Annotated in this window: 18 protein-coding genes, 1 tRNA gene and 1 pseudogene; 10 read left to right on the plus strand and 10 right to left on the minus strand. The window is 64.6% G+C overall.

The window, feature by feature from the left end; translation table 11 throughout:
* Nucleotides 1–58 precede the first annotated feature (58 nt).
* From otsB to otsA, 3 genes and pseudogenes are all read left to right on the plus strand, one after another.
* Nucleotides 59–841 (plus strand): trehalose-phosphatase, encoded by a 783-nt coding sequence (gene otsB / locus NTH_RS02490; RefSeq protein ID WP_338528520.1) that lies wholly within the window; start codon nucleotides 59–61, stop codon nucleotides 839–841.
* Nucleotides 842–851: 10 nt separating this feature from the next.
* On the plus strand, nucleotides 852–2633 hold the full coding sequence (locus tag NTH_RS02495) for a glycoside hydrolase family 15 protein (protein WP_338528521.1): 1782 nt from the start codon (nucleotides 852–854) through the stop codon (nucleotides 2631–2633).
* Nucleotides 2630–3999: pseudogene (gene otsA / locus NTH_RS02500) on the plus strand (alpha,alpha-trehalose-phosphate synthase (UDP-forming)). The gene NTH_RS02495 and the pseudogene otsA overlap by 4 nt, the downstream one beginning before the upstream one ends.
* 10 nt (nucleotides 4000–4009) lie before the next feature.
* Here otsA and NTH_RS02505 read toward each other — a convergent pair.
* From NTH_RS02505 to NTH_RS02515, 3 genes are all read right to left on the minus strand, one after another.
* A complete protein-coding gene (locus tag NTH_RS02505) occupies nucleotides 4010–4192 on the minus strand; it encodes a DUF3008 family protein (protein ID WP_338528522.1) in 183 nt (60 codons plus the stop codon).
* A gap of 114 nt (nucleotides 4193–4306) precedes the next feature.
* On the minus strand, nucleotides 4307–6418 hold the full coding sequence (locus NTH_RS02510; RefSeq protein ID WP_338528523.1) for a 3-hydroxyacyl-CoA dehydrogenase NAD-binding domain-containing protein: 2112 nt from the start codon (nucleotides 6416–6418) through the stop codon (nucleotides 4307–4309).
* Nucleotides 6418–7725 (minus strand): acetyl-CoA C-acetyltransferase, encoded by a 1308-nt coding sequence (locus tag NTH_RS02515; protein ID WP_338531785.1) that lies wholly within the window; start codon nucleotides 7723–7725, stop codon nucleotides 6418–6420. The genes NTH_RS02510 and NTH_RS02515 overlap by 1 nt, the downstream gene beginning before the upstream one ends.
* 407 nt (nucleotides 7726–8132) lie before the next feature.
* Here NTH_RS02515 and NTH_RS02520 point away from each other — a divergent pair, with 407 nt between their 5' ends.
* The 4 genes from NTH_RS02520 (at nucleotide 8133) to NTH_RS02535 (ending at nucleotide 15820) form a co-directional block, all read left to right on the plus strand.
* Nucleotides 8133–10061, plus strand: a complete 1929-nt coding sequence (locus NTH_RS02520; protein ID WP_338528524.1) for an autotransporter assembly complex protein TamA — start codon at nucleotides 8133–8135, stop codon at nucleotides 10059–10061.
* A gap of 364 nt (nucleotides 10062–10425) precedes the next feature.
* Nucleotides 10426–14658: a translocation/assembly module TamB domain-containing protein gene (locus NTH_RS02525; RefSeq protein WP_338528525.1), complete on the plus strand. Its 4233-nt coding sequence runs from the start codon at nucleotides 10426–10428 to the stop codon at nucleotides 14656–14658.
* 223 nt (nucleotides 14659–14881) lie between these two features.
* Nucleotides 14882–15208, plus strand: a complete 327-nt coding sequence (locus NTH_RS02530) for a hypothetical protein (protein WP_338528526.1) — start codon at nucleotides 14882–14884, stop codon at nucleotides 15206–15208.
* A gap of 135 nt (nucleotides 15209–15343) precedes the next feature.
* Nucleotides 15344–15820: a DUF421 domain-containing protein gene (locus NTH_RS02535; protein ID WP_338528527.1), complete on the plus strand. Its 477-nt coding sequence runs from the start codon at nucleotides 15344–15346 to the stop codon at nucleotides 15818–15820.
* 105 nt (nucleotides 15821–15925) lie between these two features.
* Here NTH_RS02535 and NTH_RS02540 read toward each other — a convergent pair.
* From NTH_RS02540 to NTH_RS02550, 3 genes are all read right to left on the minus strand, one after another.
* A tRNA-Lys gene (locus NTH_RS02540) sits at nucleotides 15926–16001 on the minus strand.
* Between the two features lie 159 nt (nucleotides 16002–16160).
* Nucleotides 16161–17078, minus strand: coding sequence for a PhzF family phenazine biosynthesis protein (locus tag NTH_RS02545; RefSeq protein ID WP_338528528.1), 918 nt, complete (start codon nucleotides 17076–17078; stop codon nucleotides 16161–16163).
* 63 nt (nucleotides 17079–17141) lie between these two features.
* Nucleotides 17142–18254, minus strand: a complete 1113-nt coding sequence (locus NTH_RS02550) for an endonuclease/exonuclease/phosphatase family protein (protein WP_338531786.1) — start codon at nucleotides 18252–18254, stop codon at nucleotides 17142–17144.
* A 166-nt stretch (nucleotides 18255–18420) separates the two neighbouring features.
* Here NTH_RS02550 and NTH_RS02555 point away from each other — a divergent pair, with 166 nt between their 5' ends.
* A complete protein-coding gene (locus NTH_RS02555; protein WP_338528529.1) occupies nucleotides 18421–18888 on the plus strand; it encodes a BA14K family protein in 468 nt (155 codons plus the stop codon).
* 50 nt (nucleotides 18889–18938) lie between these two features.
* Here the strand turns inward: NTH_RS02555 and NTH_RS02560 are convergent, their stop codons facing one another.
* A complete protein-coding gene (locus tag NTH_RS02560) occupies nucleotides 18939–19229 on the minus strand; it encodes a PilZ domain-containing protein (protein ID WP_338528530.1) in 291 nt (96 codons plus the stop codon).
* Nucleotides 19230–19440: 211 nt separating this feature from the next.
* Here NTH_RS02560 and NTH_RS02565 point away from each other — a divergent pair, with 211 nt between their 5' ends.
* A complete protein-coding gene (locus NTH_RS02565) occupies nucleotides 19441–20004 on the plus strand; it encodes a BA14K family protein (protein WP_338528531.1) in 564 nt (187 codons plus the stop codon).
* Nucleotides 20005–20071: 67 nt separating this feature from the next.
* On the opposite strand, the gene ilvC is transcribed toward NTH_RS02565, so the two are convergent.
* The 3 genes from ilvC to NTH_RS02580 form a co-directional block, all read right to left on the minus strand.
* Nucleotides 20072–21091 carry a ketol-acid reductoisomerase gene (ilvC, locus tag NTH_RS02570; RefSeq protein WP_338528532.1) on the minus strand — a complete coding sequence of 340 codons (1020 nt, stop codon included), beginning with the start codon at nucleotides 21089–21091 and terminating at the stop codon, nucleotides 20072–20074.
* Between the two features lie 46 nt (nucleotides 21092–21137).
* Nucleotides 21138–21788, minus strand: a complete 651-nt coding sequence (locus NTH_RS02575; protein ID WP_338528533.1) for a TetR/AcrR family transcriptional regulator C-terminal domain-containing protein — start codon at nucleotides 21786–21788, stop codon at nucleotides 21138–21140.
* Nucleotides 21789–22026: 238 nt separating this feature from the next.
* Nucleotides 22027–22434, minus strand: a complete 408-nt coding sequence (locus tag NTH_RS02580) for a winged helix-turn-helix transcriptional regulator (RefSeq protein WP_338528534.1) — start codon at nucleotides 22432–22434, stop codon at nucleotides 22027–22029.
* Nucleotides 22435–22580: 146 nt separating this feature from the next.
* Here NTH_RS02580 and NTH_RS02585 point away from each other — a divergent pair, with 146 nt between their 5' ends.
* Nucleotides 22581–23477 carry an SDR family oxidoreductase gene (locus NTH_RS02585; protein ID WP_338528535.1) on the plus strand — a complete coding sequence of 299 codons (897 nt, stop codon included), beginning with the start codon at nucleotides 22581–22583 and terminating at the stop codon, nucleotides 23475–23477.
* Nucleotides 23478–23490 lie beyond the last annotated feature (13 nt).

Below are 23490 nucleotides of genomic sequence, written 5' to 3' on the forward strand. Positions count from 1 at the left end.
AGCCTTCGCCCGGCCACTCTCAAGGCCTGTATGATTCCATGTTAATTTGCTCGACGATATGGCTGGCACACCAGAACCTTTGACCTCCCTCGACCGTTCCAGGCTGCGGCCGGACCGGATCGGGATCTTTCTCGATTTCGACGGGACCTTGGCGGAAATCGCCGAACACCCGGAGGCCGTATCCGTGCCGCAGGCCACCCGCGAGGTGCTGGGACGGCTGGCGCGAAGCCTGAACGGCGCAGTTGCCATCGTCACGGGACGGCCAATCTCGGAGATCGACCGCTTCCTTCGGCCGCTGAACCTGCCTGTGGCGGGCATCCATGGCCTGGAAAGGCGCGGCGCCGGCGGCGAGCGCAGCGCTGCCACGATCGATACGAGCCGGCTCGATGAAATCGAAGCCAGCCTGAAACGCTTCCAGAATGAGCATGAGGGCATCGTCATCGAGCGCAAATCCGCTTCCGTTGCGCTTCACTACCGCCAGCGGCCGGAACTGGCCGAAGCCGCCATGACCTGGGCCCATGAGGCGGTGGACGGCAGCCAGGGCCTGCAGATCCTGCAAGGCAAGATGGTCATCGAAATCAAGGCCGGAAAGGAGAACAAGGCGGACGCGGTGACGGCGTTCATGACGGAGGAGCCCTTTGCCGGCCGCCTGGCCCTTTTTGCAGGCGACGATGTGACCGACGAAGATGCATTCAACGAGGTCGCCCGAAGGGGCGGTATTTCCATTAAGATCGGGGGAGGAGAAACGGCCGCCGCATTCCGTATTGACGGCGTCGGCGCGTTTCGGCAGTGGCTCAGCCAACTGGCAGACGATTTTGAAACCCCACAATTGACAGAATAGGCAGATTTCAGTGAGCACACTCAACTTAGGCGCAGTAGGCAACTGCAGCTTTTCCGCGTTGATCGACCCCAGGGGCCGGTATCTTTGGTCCTGTCTGCCGCGTTTCGACGGAGATCCCGTTTTCAACGCGCTTTTGACCGGCGAGGACGAACCGGCCGAGGGCATCTTTTCCATCGATCTGGAGGATCTTGCCGAGACCGAACAGTTCTACGAGCAGAACACCGCCATTCTGGTGACCCGGCTGCATGGCGCATCCGGATCCCTGGAGATCCGTGATCTTGCCCCGCGCTTCTTCTGGCGCGACCGCATTTTCCGCCCGCAGACCCTTGTACGGCGGGTGAAGCCGATTTCCGGCACGCCGCGCATCTCCATCCGCTGCCGTCCGACCTTCTCCTACGGGAATTCGAGGCCGCAGATCACGCGCGGCTCCAACCATGTGTGCTATGTCGGACCGGAGATGACGCTCCGGCTGACCACCGATGCGCCGATCGACTACGTGCTCGGCGAGACCCGCTTCAACCTTTCCGCGCCGCTCGACCTCATCCTGGGTCCGGATGAGACGCTGACCGGCAGCGTGGCCGACACGGCGCGTGACTTCGACGAGCGCACGTGCTCCTACTGGCGCAATTGGGTGAGCAGCCTGGCCCTGCCCTTCGAATGGCAGGAAGCCGTCATTCGCGCCGCCATCACCCTCAAACTGTGCACCTACGAGCCGACAGGCGCGATCATCGCGGCCATGACGACCAGCATACCCGAGGCACCCAATAGCGGGCGAAACTGGGACTATCGCTTCTGCTGGCTGCGCGACGCCTTCTTCGTCGTGCGCGCCCTCAACAGCCTCGGCACCGTGCAGACGATGGAAAACTACTTCCGCTACCTCATGGACCTGGTCGCCGATGCCGGCGGCGGCCATTTGCAACCGGTGTTCGGTGTCGGCCGCGAACGCGACCTTATCGAGAACATCCTGGAGAATTTCGCAGGCTATCGCGGCATGGGCCCCGTCCGCCGCGGCAACCAGGCCTACGAGCACTACCAGCACGACGTATACGGCAACGTCATCCTGGGCGCGGCGCAGATCTTTTTCGACCGCCGCATCCAGATGAAGCCGACCATCACAGACTTTCACCTGCTCGAACAGGCCGGTGAACAGGCCTACAAGGTTTACAACATGCCCGACGCCGGCATGTGGGAACTGCGGTCGCGCTCGCGCGTTCACACATCATCGAGCCTGATGTGCTGGGCGGCCTGTGACCGGCTCGCCGGCATAGCGGGCCGGATCGGCGAAACGGCACGGGTCCGGTACTGGAGAGAACGTGCGGAAGAGATCAAGGAAACGATACTGGCTCAGTCCTGGTCGGAAAAGCGCCAGGCCTTCGTCGAGAGCTTCGGAGGTGAGACGCTCGATGCGAGCGTGCTTCTGATGGCCGAGGTGGGCTTCCTTGATCCGCGCGATCCACGTTTCGTCAGCACCGTGGACCAACTTGAAAAAACGCTCGCCAGCGGCCCCTATATGATGCGCTACGAGGCGGCGGACGATTTCGGCAAGCCGGAGGTCTCGTTCAACATCTGCGCATTCTGGCGGCTCGACGCGCTGACCCGCATCGGGCGGCAGGAAGAGGCGCGGGAAATTTTCGAGGCGCTTCTGAAGACGCGGAACCCGCTCGGCATGCTGTCGGAGGACACCCATCCCGTCACCGGCGAAATGTGGGGCAACTATCCGCAGACCTATTCGATGGTCGGCATCATCAATGGCGCACGGCGCCTGTCGAAACCCTGGGAGTCGGTTGTGTGAGAAGACTGGTCGTCGTTTCCAATCGTGTTGCGGACCTGACAAGGACCACCCAGTCTGGCGGCCTTGCCGTCGGACTGGCGGATTCCCTGCGCCGCCGCGGGGGCGTGTGGATGGGCTGGGACGGCCAGACCGTGCGCGCCGACGAACAGCCCGAGCCGCGCATCCGCAAGATCGGCGACGTGACGCAGGTAACGATCCCGCTCACCGACGAGGACTATACCCAGTATTATCTGGGCTTTTCCAACAGCGTCCTGTGGCCGCTGTTCCACTATCGCCTGGACCTGGTCGACTACAAGACGGCCTATCTGGAGGGGTATCGGCGCGTCACCTCGAAATTTGCGGATGCGCTGCTGCCCGTGCTCGAGCCGGACGATTTGATCTGGATCCACGACTATCACCTGATACCGCTCGCCGCGGAGTTGCGGCAGCGCGGCTGCAAACAGCGCATCGGCTATTTCCTGCACATTCCGTTTCCGCCGCCGGAAGTGCTGGCCGCCGTCCCCGCCACCGCTGGCTGGTCGAGAGCCTGCTGGAGTTCGACGTTCTGGGCTTTCAGACCAACACCGATCTCGGCAATCTGCAGCACTATGTGGAGGAAAATCTCGGCTGCAAGATGGAGCGCGACGGACGCATCGCCGTCGGCAACCGCAGCGTCCATGCCGGCTGCTTCCCGATCGGCATCGATGTCGACGCCTTCGTTGCAATGGCGGAGCAGGCGAACGAGGAGGTCCAGATCGAAACGAAGCGCCGCGAGATCCTCGGCCGCAAGCAGATCATCGGCGTCGACCGCCTCGATTACACCAAGGGCCTGCCCGACCGCCTGCGCGCGTTTGCCCGGCTGTTGGAGCTCTATCCCGAGATGCGCAAATCGGTGGCGCTCATGCAGATCGCCACGCCGACCCGCGAGGAGGTCGAGGCCTATGTCGAGATCCGCACGGAACTGGAAGCGCTCTCCGGCGCCATCAACGGGCGCTTTGCCGACTTCAACTGGACGCCCGTCCGCTACATACACGGCACCGTCCCGCGCGACGCGCTCGCGGCGCTGTTCCGCGCAAGCCAAGTCGGCTTCATAACGCCCCTGCGGGACGGCATGAACCTGGTCGCCAAGGAGTATATCGCTGCCCAGTCGATCGATAATCCGGGCGTGCTGGTGCTTTCGAAATTCGCCGGCGCTGCCGAGGACCTGCGCGAGGCGCTGATCGTGAATCCCTTCGACGTGGACGACATGGCCCGCAACCTGTGCCGGGCGCTCACAATGCCTCTTGAAGAGCGGCAGCAACGCCAGCGGGCACTGATGAAGCGCATTCGCGAGCACGACAATGCCCACTGGCTGAAGTCGTTTCTATCCGTTCTGGAAGACGGCTGATCCTCGACCGTCAGTCCTTCTTGGGCGGCAGATCCTTGCGCTTGGTTTCGGCCAGGTCTTCGAGTTCTTTCTCCGTCATCGATTCGACCATGTCCTTGGAAGCACCCTTCAATTCGGACTTCTTCATCTCGCCGCGCTTGGCCGCAAGTGCGGCGCCCGCGGCTTTTTGCTGCGCTTTCGAGCGTGCCGGCATTTTCGCCTCCTTTGTTTCACTGCCCGGATAAGCGCCTGCGGGCCCGATGGTTCCTGCATCGGGCAAGGATGGACTTCTGCCGTCGCCGCCGAAACGGACCCGGATTGCCCGGCCTCACTTGAGATCGTTCCAGCCCGCATCCGGCGCGAAACGCTCGCCGTGCTTGTCTTGCAGGCGTTCCAGCGCCGCCCTCACATCGTCGATGCCGCGCTGGCGGGCATAATGCAGCGGGCCGCCCCGGAAGGGAGCAAACCCGGTCCCGAAGATCATCGCTGCGTCCGCGGTCTCCTCGTCCCGGACGACCCCTTCCCGCAGGCAGCGCACCAGCGTGTTCAGGATGGGCAGCACCAGCCGGTCGGCCATCCGGTCCAGCCGCGCCTCGTCGTTCTCGCCTTTGGGAGACTGTTTCCTGGGCTTGCCCTTGTCGTCATAGGCGTAAAGCCCCTTGCCGGCCTTGCGCCCCGTTTCGCCGGCTTCCACGTGACGCGCCAGCCAGGCAGGCACCGGCGGCACCTGGCCCTCCAGCCGCTCGCCCAGCATTCGCGCCACCTCGAGGCAGATGTCGAGCCCGACCGTGTCGGCCAGCTCCACCGGCCCCATGGGCATTCCGAACCGCTCCGCCGCGCGGTCGATATCCTCTTTCGCCGTTCCCTCCTCGATCATCAGGAAGGCTTCGACCAGATACGGCATCAGGGCGCGGTTGACGAGAAAGCCGGGCGCGCTTTTCACCGGCGCTGGCAGGCGCGAGATTTTGCCGCAGAAAGCGCTGGCCCGCTTGAGCGTTTTCGCTGCCGCCTTGTCGTGCGAAACGATCTCGACGAGCTCCATACGCGTGACCGGGTTGAAGAAGTGCAGTCCGACCAGGCGGTCGGCGGCAGATAGCCCCTCCCGCAAGGCCTCCAGCGGAATGCTGGAGGTATTGGTCGCCAGGATCGCATCCTTCTTCATCCGTGGAAGGATGGATTGATAGACTTTCTTCTTCACGTCGGCACGCTCCGCCACGGCCTCGATCACCAGATCGGCCGCCGCCACGCCGGCTCCGTCGAAATCGGGCATCAGACGGTCCAGCGCATCACGGCGCTCGATGGAGGAGTGCACCTTCTTGTCGAAGAAGGCCGAAGCACGCCCGATGGCCTTGGCCAGTGCCTTGGGATCGAGATCGGTAAGGCTAACCTTGAGCCCGCGCGCCGCGCACCAGGCAGCGATGTCGCCGCCCATGGTGCCGGCGCCGATGACATGCACCCGCTCAATGCCGCTGTCACCCTTTGCATTGGCGCGCAATCCTTCCCGCAGGAAGAACACGCGGATGAGGTTCTGCGCCGTCTCTCCCGCCAGAAGCTTCGAGAAGGATCTGATCTCGCCCTTCTGCATCTGGTCGCGGTCGCCGCCATGCTCCTCCCACAGGTCGATGAGCTGATAAGGGGCGGGATAATGGCGTCTCGGCGCTCGCTTTTCGGCCTCCGACCGCATGCGGCGCGCCGCCATCCGGCGCGCCGGGGCAAGGCCCAGCGCGCGCGCCTTCCAGCCGGGCCGGTCCTGGTCCAGCCTGCCGGCAACAGCGGCCTCGACCGCGTTTGCAACATGCCTTTCCTCGATAACCGCGTCCACCAGCCCCAGCGCCTTGGCCTTCCTGGCATGGACGTTCTTGCCGGTCAGCATCATCGTCATGGCTTCGACCGGGTCGATCAGTTCGGTCAGCCGGAACGTGCCGCCGAGGCCGGGATGAAGTCCGAGGAGGATTTCCGGAAAGCCGAAGCTGGTGCCGCTTATCGCGAGCCGATAGCGGCAGGCCAGCGCAAGCTCCAGCCCCCCGCCGAGACAATGGCCGTGAATAACGGCGACCGTCGGCATCTTCAAGCGCGCCAGCCGGTCGATCACCGCGTGGGCCTGCCGCATACGCGGCTCGATCTGCCCGGCATCGTCGGCGCCACGGAAGTCGCGGATATCGGCACCGGCCGCAAAGCCGCCGGGCTTGGCCGACCGGATCACGAGCCCTCTGGCTCCCGATCCCTCGATCTCGCCCAGCACCGTGTCGAGTTCGCTAATCACCGCCTCGGACAGCGTGTTCGCGCTTTCCCCGGAACGGTCGAGAATGAGCCAGACGACCTCGTTCCCATCCCTGGCATAACGCCAGTGCTCCAGGTTTTTAGCTTTCTGGCCCTCGGGACCGAGTTCCCGGTTCCGCGGCTCGAGGACTTGCCAGACGGGTGCTTTTGCTACCGGCATCAGACCACCTCCAGAAGCATTGCGCCGCCCTGCCCTCCACCGATGCATTCGGTGGCGAGGCCGCGATTGAGACCCAGTCTGCGCATGGCGTTCACCAGATGCAAAACGATGCGGTTTCCGCTGCTGCCGACGGGATGGCCGAGGCTTATCGCCCCGCCGTCAACATTGAGCCGATCATGCGGGACCCGGCCGAAGGGCTCGTCCAGCCCGAGCACCTTGGCGCAATATTCCTCATCCTCCCAGGCGGCCAGACAGGCCAGAACCTGGGCGGCAAAGGCTTCGTTGAGTTCCCACAGATCGACGTCTTCGCGCGCGAGCCCCTGCCGCTCGAGAAGCGCAACGGAGCAGATCGTCGGCCCCAGTCCCATGATCGAGGGGTCCAGCGCGGACCACTCGCTGTCGACGATGCGCGCCAACGGCTTCAGCCCGTGCCTTTTAACCGCCTCCTCCGACGCCAGCACCACCCAGCTCGCGCCGTCGGTGATCTGTGAAGAGTTGCCGGGAGTGACCTCCCCGTACGGCTTTTCGAAAACCGGCTTGAGCTTGGCGAGCTTCTCCATGGTCGTGTCCGGGCGCACGCCGTCATCATAGTCGTAGAGCGTCCCGTCGCGCGAGACAGCGGGGATGAGCTCGCCCTTGAGATGGCCTTCCGCATGGGCCCGCGCCAGCCTTTGATGGCTCTCCAGCGCATAGGCATCCGCCGCCTCACGCGAGATGCCGAACAGATGCCCGAGGATTTCCGCGGTCTGCCCCATGTTGAGTTCTGTGATGGGATCGGTCAGCCCGCGCTCCAGGCCGATGACCGGCTTGGCCATATCGGGCCTGAAGGCCGCCAGCGCCGAAGCGCGCTCCATCGCACTTTTCGCGGTGGCGAACCGGCTGAACCAGCCCGTGGCGGCCTGAGAAAGAACGAGCGGCGAATGCGACAGCGCCTCCGCGCCGCCGGCGAGGATGAGATCGGCCTTGCCAGCCTCGATCGTGCGGAAGGCCGTATCGATCGACTGCATGCCTGAACCGCAATTGATCTGTACCGTGAACGCCGGCATCGCAGCGCCCATGCCCAGCCGCAGCGCTGCGACGCGGGCGGGGTTCATCTCATCGGCTATGACGTTGACGCATCCCAGAATGACGGTATCGAAGCTTTCGGGGGCGAAGGGCTGCCGCGCCAGCAGCGGCCGGCCGCACTGGACGGCAAGATCCACAGGGGTGAACGGACCCGGTCGGCCCCGAGCCCGCAGGAATGGCGTTCTCGCACCGTCGACGACGTAAACCGGCTTCCTTCCCTCCGCCTGCCCGCGCACCGGCATCGGCCGCGCCGCAATGCTGCGGGGCTGCGCCCTGCCCGCGGCCGTCCGCCTTGTGGCTGGCTTCTTCGCGCTTGGTGTTTTCGCCATTCGCTCTCCGTTCCAAGAATGCCGTTTCGGATATCGGGCGTTCAGGGGAAGATAGGGGCTTTCATTCGCCTTGCCCACCGCCTCGATGGTCTTACATCGATCCGCTTTCCCCAATCAGGTCCGCTTCCGGTGGATTCATGATGTTCTCCAGCAACAGGTCTCCAAAATGCCTCAATGGGCCGGTTGTGCTGGCCCGGCATATTGAGCTACCTCTTGTCGGACAGGCCGCGTGAAGCCAATGCTTTCAGTGCATTTTTGGTTGCATCTGGCTGAAGCCCAGCTCGGCTTCGACTGTACATGTGTTCCGGGAGGCAGGTTCGGTGAGTAGCGGAAGGGCAGAGCGCGCGATACTGGACAGCCTGCGTCTACTGCTCGCGACGGGCGCGCTGGTGATGGCGGCGCCCGCGCCGGCTTCGGCTCTGGAGCTTTTCGGCCTCAAGCTCTTCGGCGGGGACGAGGAAGCCGAAGCCGAGGTGATCGGCACCCCCCATTTTTATTCCGTGGATTTTATCGTCGGGGGCGCGGACGAGGAACTCGAGCGCGCGCTGAAAGCGGCTTCGAGCCTGTGGAACGACCGCGAGGAACCCGCTTCCGGCAGCGGCGGGCTCATTGCCAAGGCGCGCAACGACTATAGGCGCATTCTCGACGCGCTTTATGCCGAAGCCCGCTATGGCGGCGCCATCAGCATCGCGATCAATGGACGGGAAGCCGCCGACCTGCCGCTGATCGTCGACTTGCCCAGCCCGTCGCAAGTCACGGTCAGGATCGAGCCCGGACCGCTGTTCCGCTTTTCCGAAGCGCGCATCGTGAACGCCCCGCCCCCCGCGGCCAATCCCGAGGACGCGGTTGAAGACCCGGCCGATGAAGGCTTCCGCGAGGGCGCGATCGCCGGCTCGCAGACGATCATCAAGGCCGGCCGGCTGTCGGTGGCGGCGTGGCAACAGCAGGGTCATGCCAAGGCCGAGATTGCGGAAAGCCGCGTCACCGCCGCCCATACCAGCGACACGATCGCCGCCACGATAGTGCTCGCGCCCGGCCGCAGGGCCGTCTACGGCCATGTGGGCGTGCAGGGCACCGAACGCATGAACGATGCCTTCATAGCGTGGATGACGGGGCTCGAGCCCGGCGAGGAGTACGACCCGGACGACCTTGAAGAGGCGCGGGAGCGACTGATCGACCTTGGCGTTTTCCGCGCCGCCCGCATAGTGGAAGCGGACGAGATCGGGCCCGATGGCCGTCTGCCGCTGAACATCGTCGTGCAGGAGCGTCCTCCGCGCCGCTTCGGCGTGGGCGGCTCGTTCTCCACGGTGGACGGCCTGGGCCTTGAGGCCTACTGGCTGCACCGCAACCTGTTCGGCCGCGCCGAAAGCCTGCGCGTCGAGGGCAAGGTGTCCGGTATCGGCAAGAGCATAGATCCGCAGGACTTCACCTATCGCCTTGGCGCCACCTTCACCCGTCCCGGGGTCTACACGCCGCTTACCAGTTTCGTTGCCTCTCTCTATGGCGAGCGCGAAGTGCTCGAAACCTATACCCGGACGGGCGTCAGCGCCGAGACAGGCTTCAGGCATGAGTTCACCGACGAGCTGTCCGGCCGTATCTTCGTCAATGGCGGCTTTGCCCGCTTCGAGGACGATTTCGGCACCCGCGAATTCATCACGGCCGGCTTCCTCGGCGGCATCGCCTATGACAGTCGCGACAACCCGGCCGACGCCACCGAAGGCATCTTCGCCGAATTGTCGGTTGAACCCTATTACGAGTTCAACTACGGCAACGCCGCAGCCCGCATCATCGCCGAGGCGCGCGTTTATCAGTCACTCGACGCCGACGATCGGCTGATCCTGGCAGGCCGCGCCAAGATCGGCACGCTGCTTGATCCGCCGATCGCCGAGAGCCCGCCCGACAAGCTGTTCTTTGCCGGCGGCGGCGGCTCGGTGCGCGGCTACGCCTATCGCAACATCGGCGTCGAAACGCCCGGCGGCGTATCCGGCGGGCGCTCCCTCGTCGAACTTTCCGCCGAAGTCCGTGCCCGGGTGACCCAGTCCATCGGCATCGTCGGCTTCGTCGACGCCGGCTATGTGGGTGCGGAAGCTTTTCCCGATTTTTCGGAGGATCTGAAGATCGGCGTTGGCGCGGGAGTTCGTTACCAGACCGGCCTCGGCCCCATCAGGCTCGACGTCGCCGTCCCGCTCGATCGGGGCCGGGACGACCCCAGCGTCGCCTTCTATGTCGGAATAGGACAAGCGTTTTGAGACGGTTCTTCCTCGCTCTCTGCCTGATCCTGACGGCCGCGCCCGCCCTGGCGCAGGATCCGGCCGAGGAGGCATCGTTCTTCACCCAGCTCCTGGAGAACCGGCTTTCCACGCCCAACCGCCAAATCCGCATACGCGGCATTCAGGGGGCGTTATCCTCGGAAGCAACGATAGACGAAATCACGGTCGCCGACCGGGAGGGCGTGTGGCTGCGGATCAGCAATGCCCAGATCGACTGGAGCCGCTCGACCCTGCTCCTGCGCCAGCGGCTGGAGGTGGAAAGGCTTGCCGCAGGGGAAATCCAGGTGCTGCGCCAGCCACTGCCCGACGAGGACCTTCCTGCCCCCGAAGCCACCCCCTGCAGGTGCCCGAGCTTCCCATCGCGGTCAATCTGGAGAACCTGGAGATCGAGCGGCTTGCTTTCGACGAAGATGTCTTCGGCCTCCAATCCGTGCTCACCGTCGAGGGCAGTCTGGCGATCGAGGGCGGTTCGCTCGACACCTCGCTCAGCATCGTCCGGCTGGACGGGCCCGGCGGCCGCCTCACCCTCGACGCGCAATATGCCAATGAAACGCAGCAGCTTGATATCGACGTCGCGCTGCGCGAGCCGGAAAACGGCGTTCTTGCGAACCTTCTCGACATCGAAGGCCGCCCCCCGCTTGCCCTGACCCTGGCCGGGTCAGGACCGATCGACCAGCTTGACCTCAACATGACGCTCGCCGCCGATGGGGCGCCGGTGCTGGAGGGCACGGGCCGGTTCCGCCAGCGCGCCGGAGGGCTTGGCTTCAATGTCGATGTCGGCGGCCCGATCGCGCGCATCGTGCCCGAGCGCTTCCGCCCCTTCTTCGGCGAGGACACCCGCCTCCAGGCCTCGGGCATGGCCAAGGAGGCCGGAGGCGTCCTGCTCGAAAACCTGACGCTTTCCAGCGCCGCCCTCTCCCTGGAAGCGGCGGCGGAAACGGCCAGCGACGGCTTCCTGACCTCGCTTTCGGTCGATGCCGAAATAGGCGACGACGACGCTGAGGCCGTGCTGCTGCCGGTGGCCGGCGGCGAGACGTCGGTGCGTCGCGCCACGCTCTCCGCCACCTATGGCGAAGCCGGAAACCAGCGCTGGCAAGCCGCACTGAACCTGTACGATCTCCAAACGGGGGCATTCGCCGCAGAAACCGCGACGCTCGACATGAGCGGCATCGCCGAGAATCTCCAAACCCCGGCCGAGCGCCACATCACCTACGAGATCGACGGTACGGTGGCCGGCATCACCGCCGAGCGCGCCGACATCGCCGAGGCCCTGGGCGATACGGTCCGCCTTCGCGCCGATGGCGGCTGGACGGCGGGACAGCCATTCACGATCGCCGACGCCCAGCTTTCGGGAAACGACCTTGGGATATCGCTTGCCGGCGACGTGGCGGATTTCGCCTTTCGCGGCGACATAGGCGTGGAAGCCGCCAGCATCGCCCCCTTCTCGGGCTTTGCCGGCCGCGAGCTTGCCGGCGGTCTCGATCTGCAGGCGACCGGCGAGGTCAGGCCGATCAGCGGCGCTTTCGACCTGGTGCTCGACGGCGTCGGCGAGGATCTTCGTCTCGGCATCGAGCAGATCGCGCCCCTGCTTGAGGGCGAAACGCGCATCTCGGGACGTATCGCCCGCGGTCCCGAAGGTATCGTGGCTGACGGCTTCACCATCGCCAACGACCAGCTGACGCTTCGCGCCGACGGGACCTATGCGAGCGATGCGGCCGATATCAGGCTCAACGGCGGCGTTGCAGATCTCTCGCTGATCGACGAGCGGCTCTCGGGACGGCTCCTGGTCGAGGGCAGCGCCATGGGCGGAGCCGAGGGCCTGAGCCTCAATCTGATTTCCCGCATCGAGGACGGCAGCCTGCTCGGCAAGCCCCTTACCGACGCAAGCCTGGAGTTCGACGGGATGCGCCAGGACAGCGCGCTCACCGGGCGACTGACCGGCGATGCCTTCCTCGATGGCGCCCGCGTCGAGCTGCAGACAGATATCGTGCTCGCCGCCGGCGAAAAACGCCTGAACGGCATCGATTTCAGGGCTGGAGGCGCCCGGCTGCGCGGCGACATCGCGCAGGATCGGGAAGGCATGCTGACGGGGGAGCTGGAACTCGACGCCCCAAATATATCGACCGCCGCAGCCCTCGCTCTCGTGGAGGCGACCGGCTCGGCAAATGCGCGCATCACCTTGCAGCCGCGCGGCGAAACCCAGCACGCGACGATAAACGGGATCATCCGCGATCTCGAAAGCGACCGGCTGTCCGTGGGGGTGGCCGACATAGAGGCCGAAATCGGCAACCTTTTCGGCGTGCCGCGGGTGGAAGGCGCCCTCCACGCCGAAGACCTTACGGCAGCAGGCGTGGAGGTGGCCGTGCTGAATGCCACCGCCGACACCCAGGCCAGCCAGACCGAGTTCGACCTCGACGCCCGCCTCGCCCATGGCACACAGATCGACGTCGCCGGACTTCTGGCGCCGCAGGATGGCGGCTACAGGCTCCGGCTGGACCAGGCGCAGTTGCAGGAAGGGGGCGCGACCGCGCGGCTTCTGGAACCGGCGACGGTCCTCGTTCAGGGCAGTGAAATCTCCTTCGACGAAATCCGGCTCGACATTGCCGGCGGAACCGTGACGGCGCGCGGAGAAGCTGCCGACACGCTCGACATCGCGGTCTCCCTGGACAGCGTGCCGCTGTCCATCGCAAACGCCATACGTCCCGACCTGTCCCTCGGCGGCACCGTCAGCGGAACCGCTGAGATCGGCGGCAGCCGGGATGCGCCGCAGATATCCTTCGACGTGACGGGCACAGGCATCACGGCCGAGGCTCTGCGCGAGGCGGGCGTGGCGTCCCTCGACGTGGATGCGCAGGGCCGGACGGCCGACAACATGCTCTCGCTTCGCGCGGATGTGACCAGCCCCGGCGGCCTCTCCGCCCGCGTGGAAGGCAGCGTGCCGCTGGATCAAGACGGCCAGCTCGCGCTCGACGTTGCGCTGCAAGCCTTTCCCCTGTCCCTGTTGAACCAGCAGATGCCGGACCTGGATCTATCGGGAACGCTGACGGGCAATGCCGCCATTACGGGGACGCTGGCCGATCCGCGTGCCCGGTTCAGCCTCGAAGCTTCGGGCCTCAGCGCCCGACCTCTGAATGAATTCGGCGCGGGGCCGATCGAGCTCAGCGCGACCGGAAGCTTTGCCGACGGGACCGTGACGCTGAGCACTCTCGAAGCGTCCGGGCCCTCCGGGCTTTCCGTGTCAGCCAGCGGCCGTGTGCCGCTTGGCGGTGGCGGCCTTGCTGTCGACCTGCGCGGCAGCGTGCCGCTCGCGCTGGGTAACCGTCTCCTGGCCGACCGCGGCACCCAGCTTGCCGGGACGCTGCTTGCCGACATCAGGATTGGCGGCAGCCTTGAAAACCCATCGCTAAGCGGCTCGATCTCGACCCGGGATGGCGCCGCCGTCGACCCCATGACCAATCTGCGTCTCAACGACATCACGCTGGATGCTGCGTTGCAGGGCGACACCGTCACCATCCGCTCCGCAACGGCTGCCCTGGCTGCCGGCGGCACCGTCACTCTTTCCGGAACGATCTCGACCAACGCGGCTGCAGGGTTCCCCGCCGACCTCACCATTAGGCTCGATGAGGCGCGCTACGTGGATGGCGAGATGGTCAGCGCGACGATAAGCGGCACGCTGGCGCTCAGAGGACCGCTCGCCCGCGATCCCCTGCTTTCGGGCGAACTAACCGTCGACCGTGCTGAAATCCTGGTGCCCGAAAACCTGGGAGGCGGCGTAGAGCATATCGATGTCCGCCATATCTCGCCGCCGCCGGACGTGGCCGCAACGCTGCGGCGCGCCCGTGCCGACGACGGAACGCCTGTGCCCGGCGGACGGCCGAGCGTGCTGCGCCTGGACGTCCAGCTGAACGCGCCGGCGCGGATATTCGTCCGCGGGCGTGGCCTGGATGCCGAACTCGGCGGCTCTGTCCGGCTGACCGGTCCCGTTACCTCCATCCGGCCCGTCGGCGGCTTCCGGCTGATACGCGGACGCCTTTCCATTCTCGGCCAGCGCATCGTTTTCGACGAGGGAACGGTGACGCTGGTGGGCGATCTCGACCCCTATCTCAACTTTGTCGCGCGTTCGACCAGCGGCGAAATCACGGTCTTCATCACGGTAACGGGCCGGGTCTCGGATCTCAATATCGATTTCTCCTCGCAGCCCGAGCTTCCGGAAGACGAGGTGCTGGCGCAACTGATCTTCAAGCGCGGCATTGGCGAGCTGTCGCCCCTGCAACTGGCCCAACTTGCAGCGGCCGCCGCCGAACTCGCGGGCGGCGGCGACACATCGCTTCTGGGCTCCCTGCGTGACGCGGTCGGCCTCGACGACCTGGACGTGGTGACCGACACCGAGGGCAACACTGCCGTCCGTGCGGGGCGTTACATTCAGGAAAACATCTATCTCGGGGTGGAAGCCGGTGCGAAAGGAAGCACTCGCGGCACGATCAATCTCGACATCACCGAGAACTTGAAGGCACGCGGCGCCGTCGGCGCGGACGGTGAATCCAGCCTCGGCCTCTTTTACGAAAAAGATTATTGAGCGCAAAAAAGAAGCCGGCTCAAGGGCCGGCAAACAGCACGCAATGTGGGGCTTTGGGGGGCGGGGGTCGCGTGCTGTCTCCCATTGAACCGTCAACCCGGCAAAAGGTTCCGCCCGCTCCCGAGAAAATTGTAAGAAAACTGAATGAAGAATTTCCGGCATGGAACAGCCGGCGGCCTTTGCCGTTGAGGGACATCCGACGCGCGAACTTGAAGGAGTGGGTATGAGCACCGGTCCCGACGATGCCGAGCGGCTAAGACTGTTTCGACTTGTGCCCGATGCGCCGGCTACCGATCCGAATTGGGACTTGGCGGCGCCGCAAGGCGAACTCGTCGTGCGCGCCCGCTCCATCGCCGATGCGCGCATCGTCGCAGCGGAGGCGGAGGCGGACTTCCTCGACCTTCCAGCCAAGCCGGGTGACGGCGTATCCACCGACTTCGCCAGCGCCTTTCGCGACGAGAAGCTTTACCGGGTCGAAGAGATCGAGCCGGGCGAGCATGCCGCGCGGGGGCCGCGCGGCGTGGTCGCGCGCAAGCCATACGCTCCATAGGAGAAGCGAAAGTGCAGGCGCGCCTGCGGAAGCTTCCGGCAGGCTGAGCTGCGTTCCGGGCTCCCTCCCGCCCCTCTCCTTGGAACCTCCCGCATCCAGCAACCGTTCCCTCACCGCATCTTGGAAGGAGATTCGATGAGCGAACCGCTCTTCTATGAGAGCTGGACGGGAATCGCGCGGACGCTGGTGGTCGGCTCGGCTGCCTATGTGCTGCTGATCCTGCTGCTTCGGGCTTCAGGCAAAAGAACCCTGAGCAAGATGAATGCGTTCGACCTCGTCGTTACCGTTGCCCTCGGCTCAACGCTCGCGACGGTGCTGCTCGACAAGAACGTTCCCCTTGCCGACGGCGTTACGGCTCTGGCGCTCCTCATCTACCTCCAATGGGCGATCACCTGGAGCTCTGTCCGTTTCGGAAAGGTCCAGGCAGTCGTGAAGGCGGAGCCAACGCTTCTGGTCAAGGACGGCCAATATCTTCCACAAGCGATGCAGCGACAGCGGGTGACGGAAGAAGAGATCGTCGCGGCCATCCGGCAGAGCGGCAAGTCCGATATCTCTGCGGTCGATATGGTGGTGCTTGAGACAGACGGAAGCCTCAGTGTCGTGCCGCGATGAGCGTTTACTTGTGCGGTGACATCGTCTGCGTCAGAGCGCCGCGTCCATTCGAACGCTAGAGGACGCTCCAGCATCTTCAATCCAGCGATGGCAAGCGATTGATTTTGGTGGGTGATGTAGGGATCGAACCTACGACCCGCTGATTAAGAGTCAGCTGCTCTACCAACTGAGCTAATCACCCGACCGTTGCGCCGCAATCGGTGGCGCCTCTTGTCCGCCGGTTGGTCCGGCGAACGTCGCGCTCATTAACGTGTCTCCGGCGCACATGCAAGCCCCACGGGGGCACTTTTGCGCCGCGCGCGGCTTTTGTCGCAGGCCGCCGCGATCTAGGCGGCCGGCGTCACAAATGCAGCGTTCCCTCCGCAATCTTGACCGCGCCGCCGCCGATCCGCGCAGCCTCCAGTCCGCGGCCGGCGACATCGATTTCCAACCTGATCCTGGACGGCCTTCCCATTTCGATGCCCTGCTCGATCCAGAAGCCATGTGCCCCGTCCACCGGCTCGTCATGCATCAGGATCGCGCCGGCGAAAGCGGCCACCGCAGAGCCCGTTGCAGGGTCTTCCATGATACCTGCGTCGGGTGCGAACATGCGGGCGTGGAAGGCGCAATCGTGGTTCACCGTCTCTCGGCAGTAGACATAGGGATCGGCCATGATGCCGCCGTCCGACTGCACCAGATCGCGCCACAGCGACGCGTCCAGACGCGCCTGGGCCGCCGCCCGAAGGTCGGCTACGGGAACGCATATATATGGAACGCCGGCGGACCAGCCGGTAATGACATGGTTCTCAAAACCGATCCGGTTGTAGGCGAGCCCCAGGGCGGCGGCCACCGATTCGGCCGGAACGTCGAAGGCGAGGCGCTCGGGCATGCGGGGAAGGTCGAATTCGGCGAAGACCGCGTCCCCGCCGGTCGTCACCGCGCAGCGCACCGGACCGACCTTCTCCTCCAGCACGATGATCGAGGTACGCCCGCTCCCGTCCCCGCCGGCATGGCGCTGTGCCAGCGCGACGGCCGTGCCCACGGTGGGGTGGCCGGCGAAGGGCAGCTCCGCCCGAGGCGTGAAGATGCGGACGCTTGCCGTGTGGACCGGGTTTTCCGGCGGGCGGACGAAAACCGTCTCCGACAGGTTGAACTCGCCGGCGATCTTCTGCATCTGCGCGTCGTCCAGACCGTCGGCGTCGAGCACGATGGCCAGCGGATTACCCGAAAGAGCGGACTGGGTGAAAACGTCATAGACCATGTATCGACGAGGACGCATATTCCCTCCCGGCCGGCGCCCGGCCCTGCTGTGTTGCACTTCGGCCCGGCCGTCCGGTGCGGCTCAGGCGATTTCTAGCGTTATCGCCACCGGACAGTGATCCGAGGCTTTCGGACGGTCCCACCCGATGCGGGGGAAGCGCTCGACCTCCTGCCCCGGCGGAAACACGGTCCGGAACGGCTGCCCCGCCCGCACGATGTCGGGCACGGCTTTCGCGTTGCGGCGGGCGAGCGACGGCGAGATCAGTAGATAATCCAGTTGGCAAAGGTGCCGCTCCTCGGGTCCGCGGCTGTGATAAAGGGTCCAGCGGTCCATCTCCGGGCGGCGCTCGACGACGTTTTCGCAGAACCCGCCTTCCGTCAGGATGTTGAGGCTGGATTGCGTCTCCTGCACGACTTCGAACCGGTAGCCACAATAAGCATCCCCGCCCACGACGACGCGCTCGCGGTAATCGTTCAGGTCACCGCAGACGACCCAGCGCCTTTCGGCGGTGCGACCGACCCCGAAACGCTCCTCAATGATGCGCCGCACGGCGGCGGCCTCGGCAATCCGGATCGGCATCGAGGCATGGCGCCCGTCGAGGTCGCCGCGCGGCGGGCTCATCGCCTTGAAATGCACGCCGTAGATCGTGAAGGGCCGCCCGCCGATGCGCAGATCAATCTCAAGGCAGTCGCGCCGGAAGATGCGCTCGCTGCCGGCGATCCCCATGGCCGCCAATTGCTCATTATGCAGATCCAGCGCCTCGAATGTCAGATGCGCGTGGCTGGTCATGCGCTCAAATTCGATCGGCTGGCCATCCGCGGTTTCCCGGCGCATCATCACGGCCAGGTCGATACCCCGCCCGTCGTTTCCCGCAGTTGAGTATTTTTCGCGATACCCGCTGCCGATCATCTTGAACAGGTAGCCGTGTTCGAAGGCTTTCAGCGCTGCCAGATTGTCGACTTCCTGCAGGCACAGAATATCGGCGCGGGTGGCGGCTATGGCCAGCGCCGTCAACTGCCGCGCATCGTCGGTATGGGCGATGGTGCGCGCCCGCTCTAATTCGCGATACTCGTCCTCGTCGGCAATATCGAACAAGGCGAGAGCCCGGTCCTGCCGCAAATCGTTGCGGTACCCGGAGAAATCGAACCGGTTCATCAGATTTTCAACGTTGAAGGTGGCGATCCGGACCGACATGCTCAAAGGTTCTGCCTTCGGCACGGCCAAAAGGCAAGCACCGTTCGGCCGCCTCCTGCAACCTTTGCATTCATGCCGCATTCATGAGGCATCTGGAATCATTATGCTCGTGTAGAATTGGCGATGAAACGGCTTGGGCATCGCCCGAAGGAAATGGAGCAATCTCATGAGATATCGGCTTTCGACCCTGGCGTTCTCCAGCCTGGTCGCGCTCGGACTCATGGCCGGTTCCGGTGCCGCCAATGCTTCGGCGCTGTCGGCGGCCGGCACGAGCGTCGATCCGGTGCGCACCCTCTCCGAGACGGCAAACCCGTCGGCCTCGGTCCAGAAGGTTCACGAGCGGCGGTATCGCCACGGGCGCAAGCGGCATTTCAAGCGGCACCACGTCAGACCGCGCGCGGGCATATATTTCGAGTTCGGAACCGGTGGCTACCGCTATGACCCGCCCTACTACGTGCGGCCACACTATGTGCGGCCTCGCTATGTGCGCCCGCGTCCGGCGCGACCCTACCGCCTGAACAGACACCATGTGAGCTGGTGCTACGACCGTTACCGCTCCTATCGGGCCTACGACAACACGTTCCAGCCCTATCACGGCCCGCGCAGGCAGTGCCGTTCGCCTTACATGTACTGATACCAAGCATCTACTAAGAATCGTTGGCGGCGCTATGCCGCCAACGATGCTTAGAGGAATGTCACGCCAATCTCCGTCAATGTCCGCCAGCGGATGACCGCTGGCCGCAGCCGCGGCTCCCGGCCGAGCTGGAGCATGAAACGGGGTGGAATGGCGCAAAGGTCGCAGAACCCTATCCGCGCGCCCGAACCGCTGAGATTGCGTACCGTGCCGGACAGGGTGGAACGGCCGTCATTGAAGACCAAACGCGCCGGCAGCAGCGCCTTGCGGCGAAGCTCCTCCCTCCTTTCGACGAAAGTGTCGCCGTCCAGCCCAATCGATTTTTCAATTATCGGTGTCATCCGAGCCTCCTGATGCTTCAATAGCCAGGAGAAGCGAAAAACGTGCCAATGGGCCCGTGTCGAAACGGCACAGCGTTTCAGAACCCGTGCCGGCACATCCCGGCCGCGCCACGGAAACCGCTCAAGCTTTAATTGGTAAAGTTCGACTTTTCATGCGCTGGTTTAGATATACAGTACACGTATACTGAACGATATTTCAGGCAGTCATACCGTGTTCCTGTTTCCGAAAGTCATTGTTTCCCTTCTGCTGGCCTGCATGACGGGAACCGGCGTCCGTGCGGAGGTTTTCTCCATACGGGCGCCGGTGACCGTTCCGCACGAGGCGGCGGTTGCCCGGATTTCCGACCATGGGCCGCGAATGCGCCACAGCGGCGGCGGCTTCAGCATCGAGCTCAGAAGCGGCACGCACCCGCATCTGCAACGCTGGAGATGGCAACGCTATCGGCCCTACTGGGATACGCCCCACTACCGAAGCTACAAAACGCACAGGTTCGACCTGTCGGACAGCCTCTACAACGACTTCAAAGACTGGCAACGCCCAGGTTACCGCTACCACCGGCAGCGCGGCTGGCCCGACCGCGCGCCCTACTATAACGGCCGCCGCTTTCTCTTCGAGGTCGTGCCGGAAAGGCCAGCCGCCAGGCCCGGCCACGGGCAAAGGGCAGCGCATTTGGCCTGGTGCCGCGACCGCTACCGGTCCTACCGCGCGGCGGACAACACCTTCCAGCCCTACAAGGGACCGCGCAGGAAATGCCGGTCGCCCTACGGGCGATGACGATGCCCCATGACAGGACCGGCCGCGGATCGCTCCGCGGCCGGCACCATGTCGAGAGGGTGCCGCCTTAGTTCTTCTCTTTGTCCACCAGCTTGTTCTTGGCGATCCAGGGCATCATGCCGCGCAGCTTCTCGCCCACTTCCTCGATCTGGTGGGTGTCGTTGAGACGGCGCGTCGCCTTGAAGCGGGCTGCGCCCGAATGCCATTCCTGCATCCATTCCGACGTGAAACGGCCGGACTGGATGTCTTTCAGAACGCGCTTCATTTCCGCCTTGGTCTCGTCGGTGATGATGCGCGGGCCGGTGACATACTCGCCCCACTCGGCCGTGTTGGAGATCGAGTAGTTCATGTTGGCGATGCCGCCCTCATAGATCAGGTCGACGATCAGCTTCACCTCGTGCAGGCACTCGAAATAGGCCATTTCCGGGGCATAGCCGCCCTCGACGAGGGTCTCGAAACCGGCGCGGATAAGCTCGACCAGGCCGCCGCACAGGACCACCTGCTCGCCGAAAAGGTCGGTCTCGCATTCCTCGCGGAACGTGGTCTCGATGATGCCCGAGCGACCGCCCCCGACGCCGCAGGCATAGGAAAGGCCAAGATCTAGCGCATTGCCCGAGGCGTCCTGGTGAACCGCCACAAGGCAGGGCACGCCGCCGCCCTTCTGGTATTCGCTGCGCACCGTGTGGCCCGGCCCCTTGGGCGCGACCATCAGCACATCGACGGTCTTCTTCGGCTCGATCAGGCCGAAATGAACATTGAGGCCGTGGGCGAACGCGATCGCGGCGCCGTCACGGATATTCGGCGCGATTTCCGAGGAATAGATGCCGGCCTGCAGCTCGTCCGGCGTAGCCATCATCATCAGATCGGCCCAGCCGGCCGCTTCGGCCACGGTCATCACCTTGAAGCCGTCGGCCTCGGCCTTCCTGGCCGTCGAGGAGCCGGCGCGCAGCGCAACAGCCACGTCCTTGGCGCCCGAATCCTTCAGGTTCAATGCATGCGCCCTGCCCTGGCTGCCATAGCCGATAATGGCGACTTTCTTTGATTTGATCAGGTTGAGATCGGCATCGCGATCGTAATAGACACGCATTATTCGTTTCCTTTCGTAAGGCTCTCGATATTCGGCATGGCGCGCGTCAGATGCCGCCAGCCCTCTCCTCTTCCCGCGCCGCGAACAGCGCCAGAAACCTTTCCACAGCGCGCTCGGCCTGGCCGGCAAACTGCACGGGCCGGCGCGCCGCCTCCTCGCCCAGCAGCATCCGCACATGCAGATCGCGCACGATCAGCCCGTAAAGCGTATGATAGGCCTCGTCACGGTCCTCGTAGCGGATGAGGCCGCGCCGCATGCCCGCTTCCAAAAGGGCGCAGGCCCGGCTGTCGATGCGGCGGCGGCCGCGCTCGATGAGCAGCCGCGCCAGCCGGTTTCCGTCCCGGCTTGCCTGTCCGATGGCCAGGCGATTGAGCGCCAGCGAGACGTCGCCAGCCAGAACCTGCAGGAGATCATGGGCAAAATCCACCAGATGTGCGCGAAAGCGCGCCGCATCCATCGTGCCGCCATCATCGGAAAAGGCGCGCACCTTGCTCGCCTGATAGGCGATCATCGCCGCCAGCAAACCGTCGCGGTCACCGAACCATTTGTAGAGGCTTTCCTTGGAGCAGCTCGCCGCGCGTGCCACGCCGGCCGTGGTCAACGCCTTCTCGCCGCCTGCCACCAGCAGTTCGAGCGCGCACTCAAGCACCGCGCTCTGGCGCGGTGTAAACTCGTCGTCGCTGCTTTTGGCGGTCATGCCCACCGGCGCCTCGCAAAAATCGTACCGTACGGTACGGTTCTGTCACACGCCGGCCGGGATTTCAAGCCTGTATCGCGAACGCCTGCTGTTCCGCCGACAGGTCCAGGACAGGCCTTGACCGTCCAAGGATGACGGAGGCCGGCATTCGCCGCTATCAACGCGGGCCGGGAGATATCCCGGTTTTTAGCGTTGATGACGGCGGTGGCAAGGCTTTCAAGGAGGCGAACCAGCAAGGCTACCGATCGGCATCGAACCGCTCCCGCGCTTGCCTCACCTTCCCGTGATTGCGTTCGGCCCACTGCACCAGCGCGTGAAGCGGCTCGAACAGCGAGCGGCCGAGATCGGTAAGGCTGTATTCCACGCTCGGCGGCGTGGTGGGAAAGACCTCGCGATGCACATAGCCGTCGCGCTGCAGATCGCGGAGCGTCTGGGTGAGCATGCGCTGGGAGATGTCCGGCACCAGCCGCCGCAGCGCGCCGAAGCGATAGGGCTGCTCGGCCAGCGCGAGCATGATCAGCGAGTTCCACTTGCCCCCGATATTGTTGATGACGTCACGCACGGGGCAATCCCCGAGGTTCTGTTCGTTGCCGGCGGCCCTGTACGCTTCCAGCTTGGCACCCAGATTGATGGGCTTGGCATCCATATGTCGCCTCCAGTCGGGACAGATCGGAGGTGGTTCCCATTCGGTAACCACCGGGGCGAAAACTGCCTTCTTTACGGCAGTTCGGTTATACCTATTTTAGCCCTGCTCTCAAAAAGAGACAACCGAATTGATATTGGGATTGGAACATGAACAAGATACTTATCACCGGCGCTTCGGGACAATTGGGCGGTCTCGTCGTGAAACATCTGCTCGAAACGGAAAACGTATCCCCGACCCGGCTCATCGCCGGCTCCCGCGATCCGTCGAAGTTGAGCGCTCTGGCCGCAAGGGGCGTGGAGACGGCCAAGGTGGATTTCGACGATCCAGAGAGCCTGATGGAAGCATTCGGCCAGGCCGACACGGCGCTGATCATCTCGACGGATGCGCTCGACGAACCCGGCAAGCGCCTGCGCCAGCACAAGGCGGCGGTGGAAGCGGCGGCAAAGGCCGGCGTCAAGCATCTGGCCTACACGTCGATGCCCCGGCCGGAGCCTGGCAACCCCGTCCTGTTCGCGCCCGATCACCACGGCACCGAGCAGACGCTGAAAGCGTCCGGTATTCCCTATACGATCTTCCGCAACAGCTGGTACCAGGAAAATCTGCTGATGAGCCTGCCCAAGGCGATCCAGTCGGGCACCTGGTATACATCCGCCGGGGACGGAAAGACCGCCCATATCGCCCGGGACGACGCGGCACGCGCCATCGCCGCCTCCCTGGCCAAGGGACCGGTCGCCAACACGACCTATACGCTGACCGGCGCGAAGGCATACACGAATGCCGAAATCGCGGCACTGGCGGCCGAAGCCACCGGCAAGCCCGTCAATGTGGTGAATTTGAGCGACGAGGCTCTTGCCGACGGCATGAAGGCGGCCGGCGTACCGGAGGCCTTCGTCCCGCTGCTCGTCTCCTTCGAGGCCAATACCCGCGCTGGGGGGCTGGCTGAAGTTACCGGGGACTTCGAACAGCTGACGGGCAGGCAGCCGAAGCCGCTCACGGCTTTCCTGGAGGAAAGCAAGGCGCTTCTTTCCGGCGCCGCCGGGTAAACCAGCCCCGCCG

This window comes from Nitratireductor thuwali (assembly GCF_036621415.1).
Lineage (GTDB): Bacteria > Pseudomonadota > Alphaproteobacteria > Rhizobiales > Rhizobiaceae > Chelativorans > Chelativorans thuwali.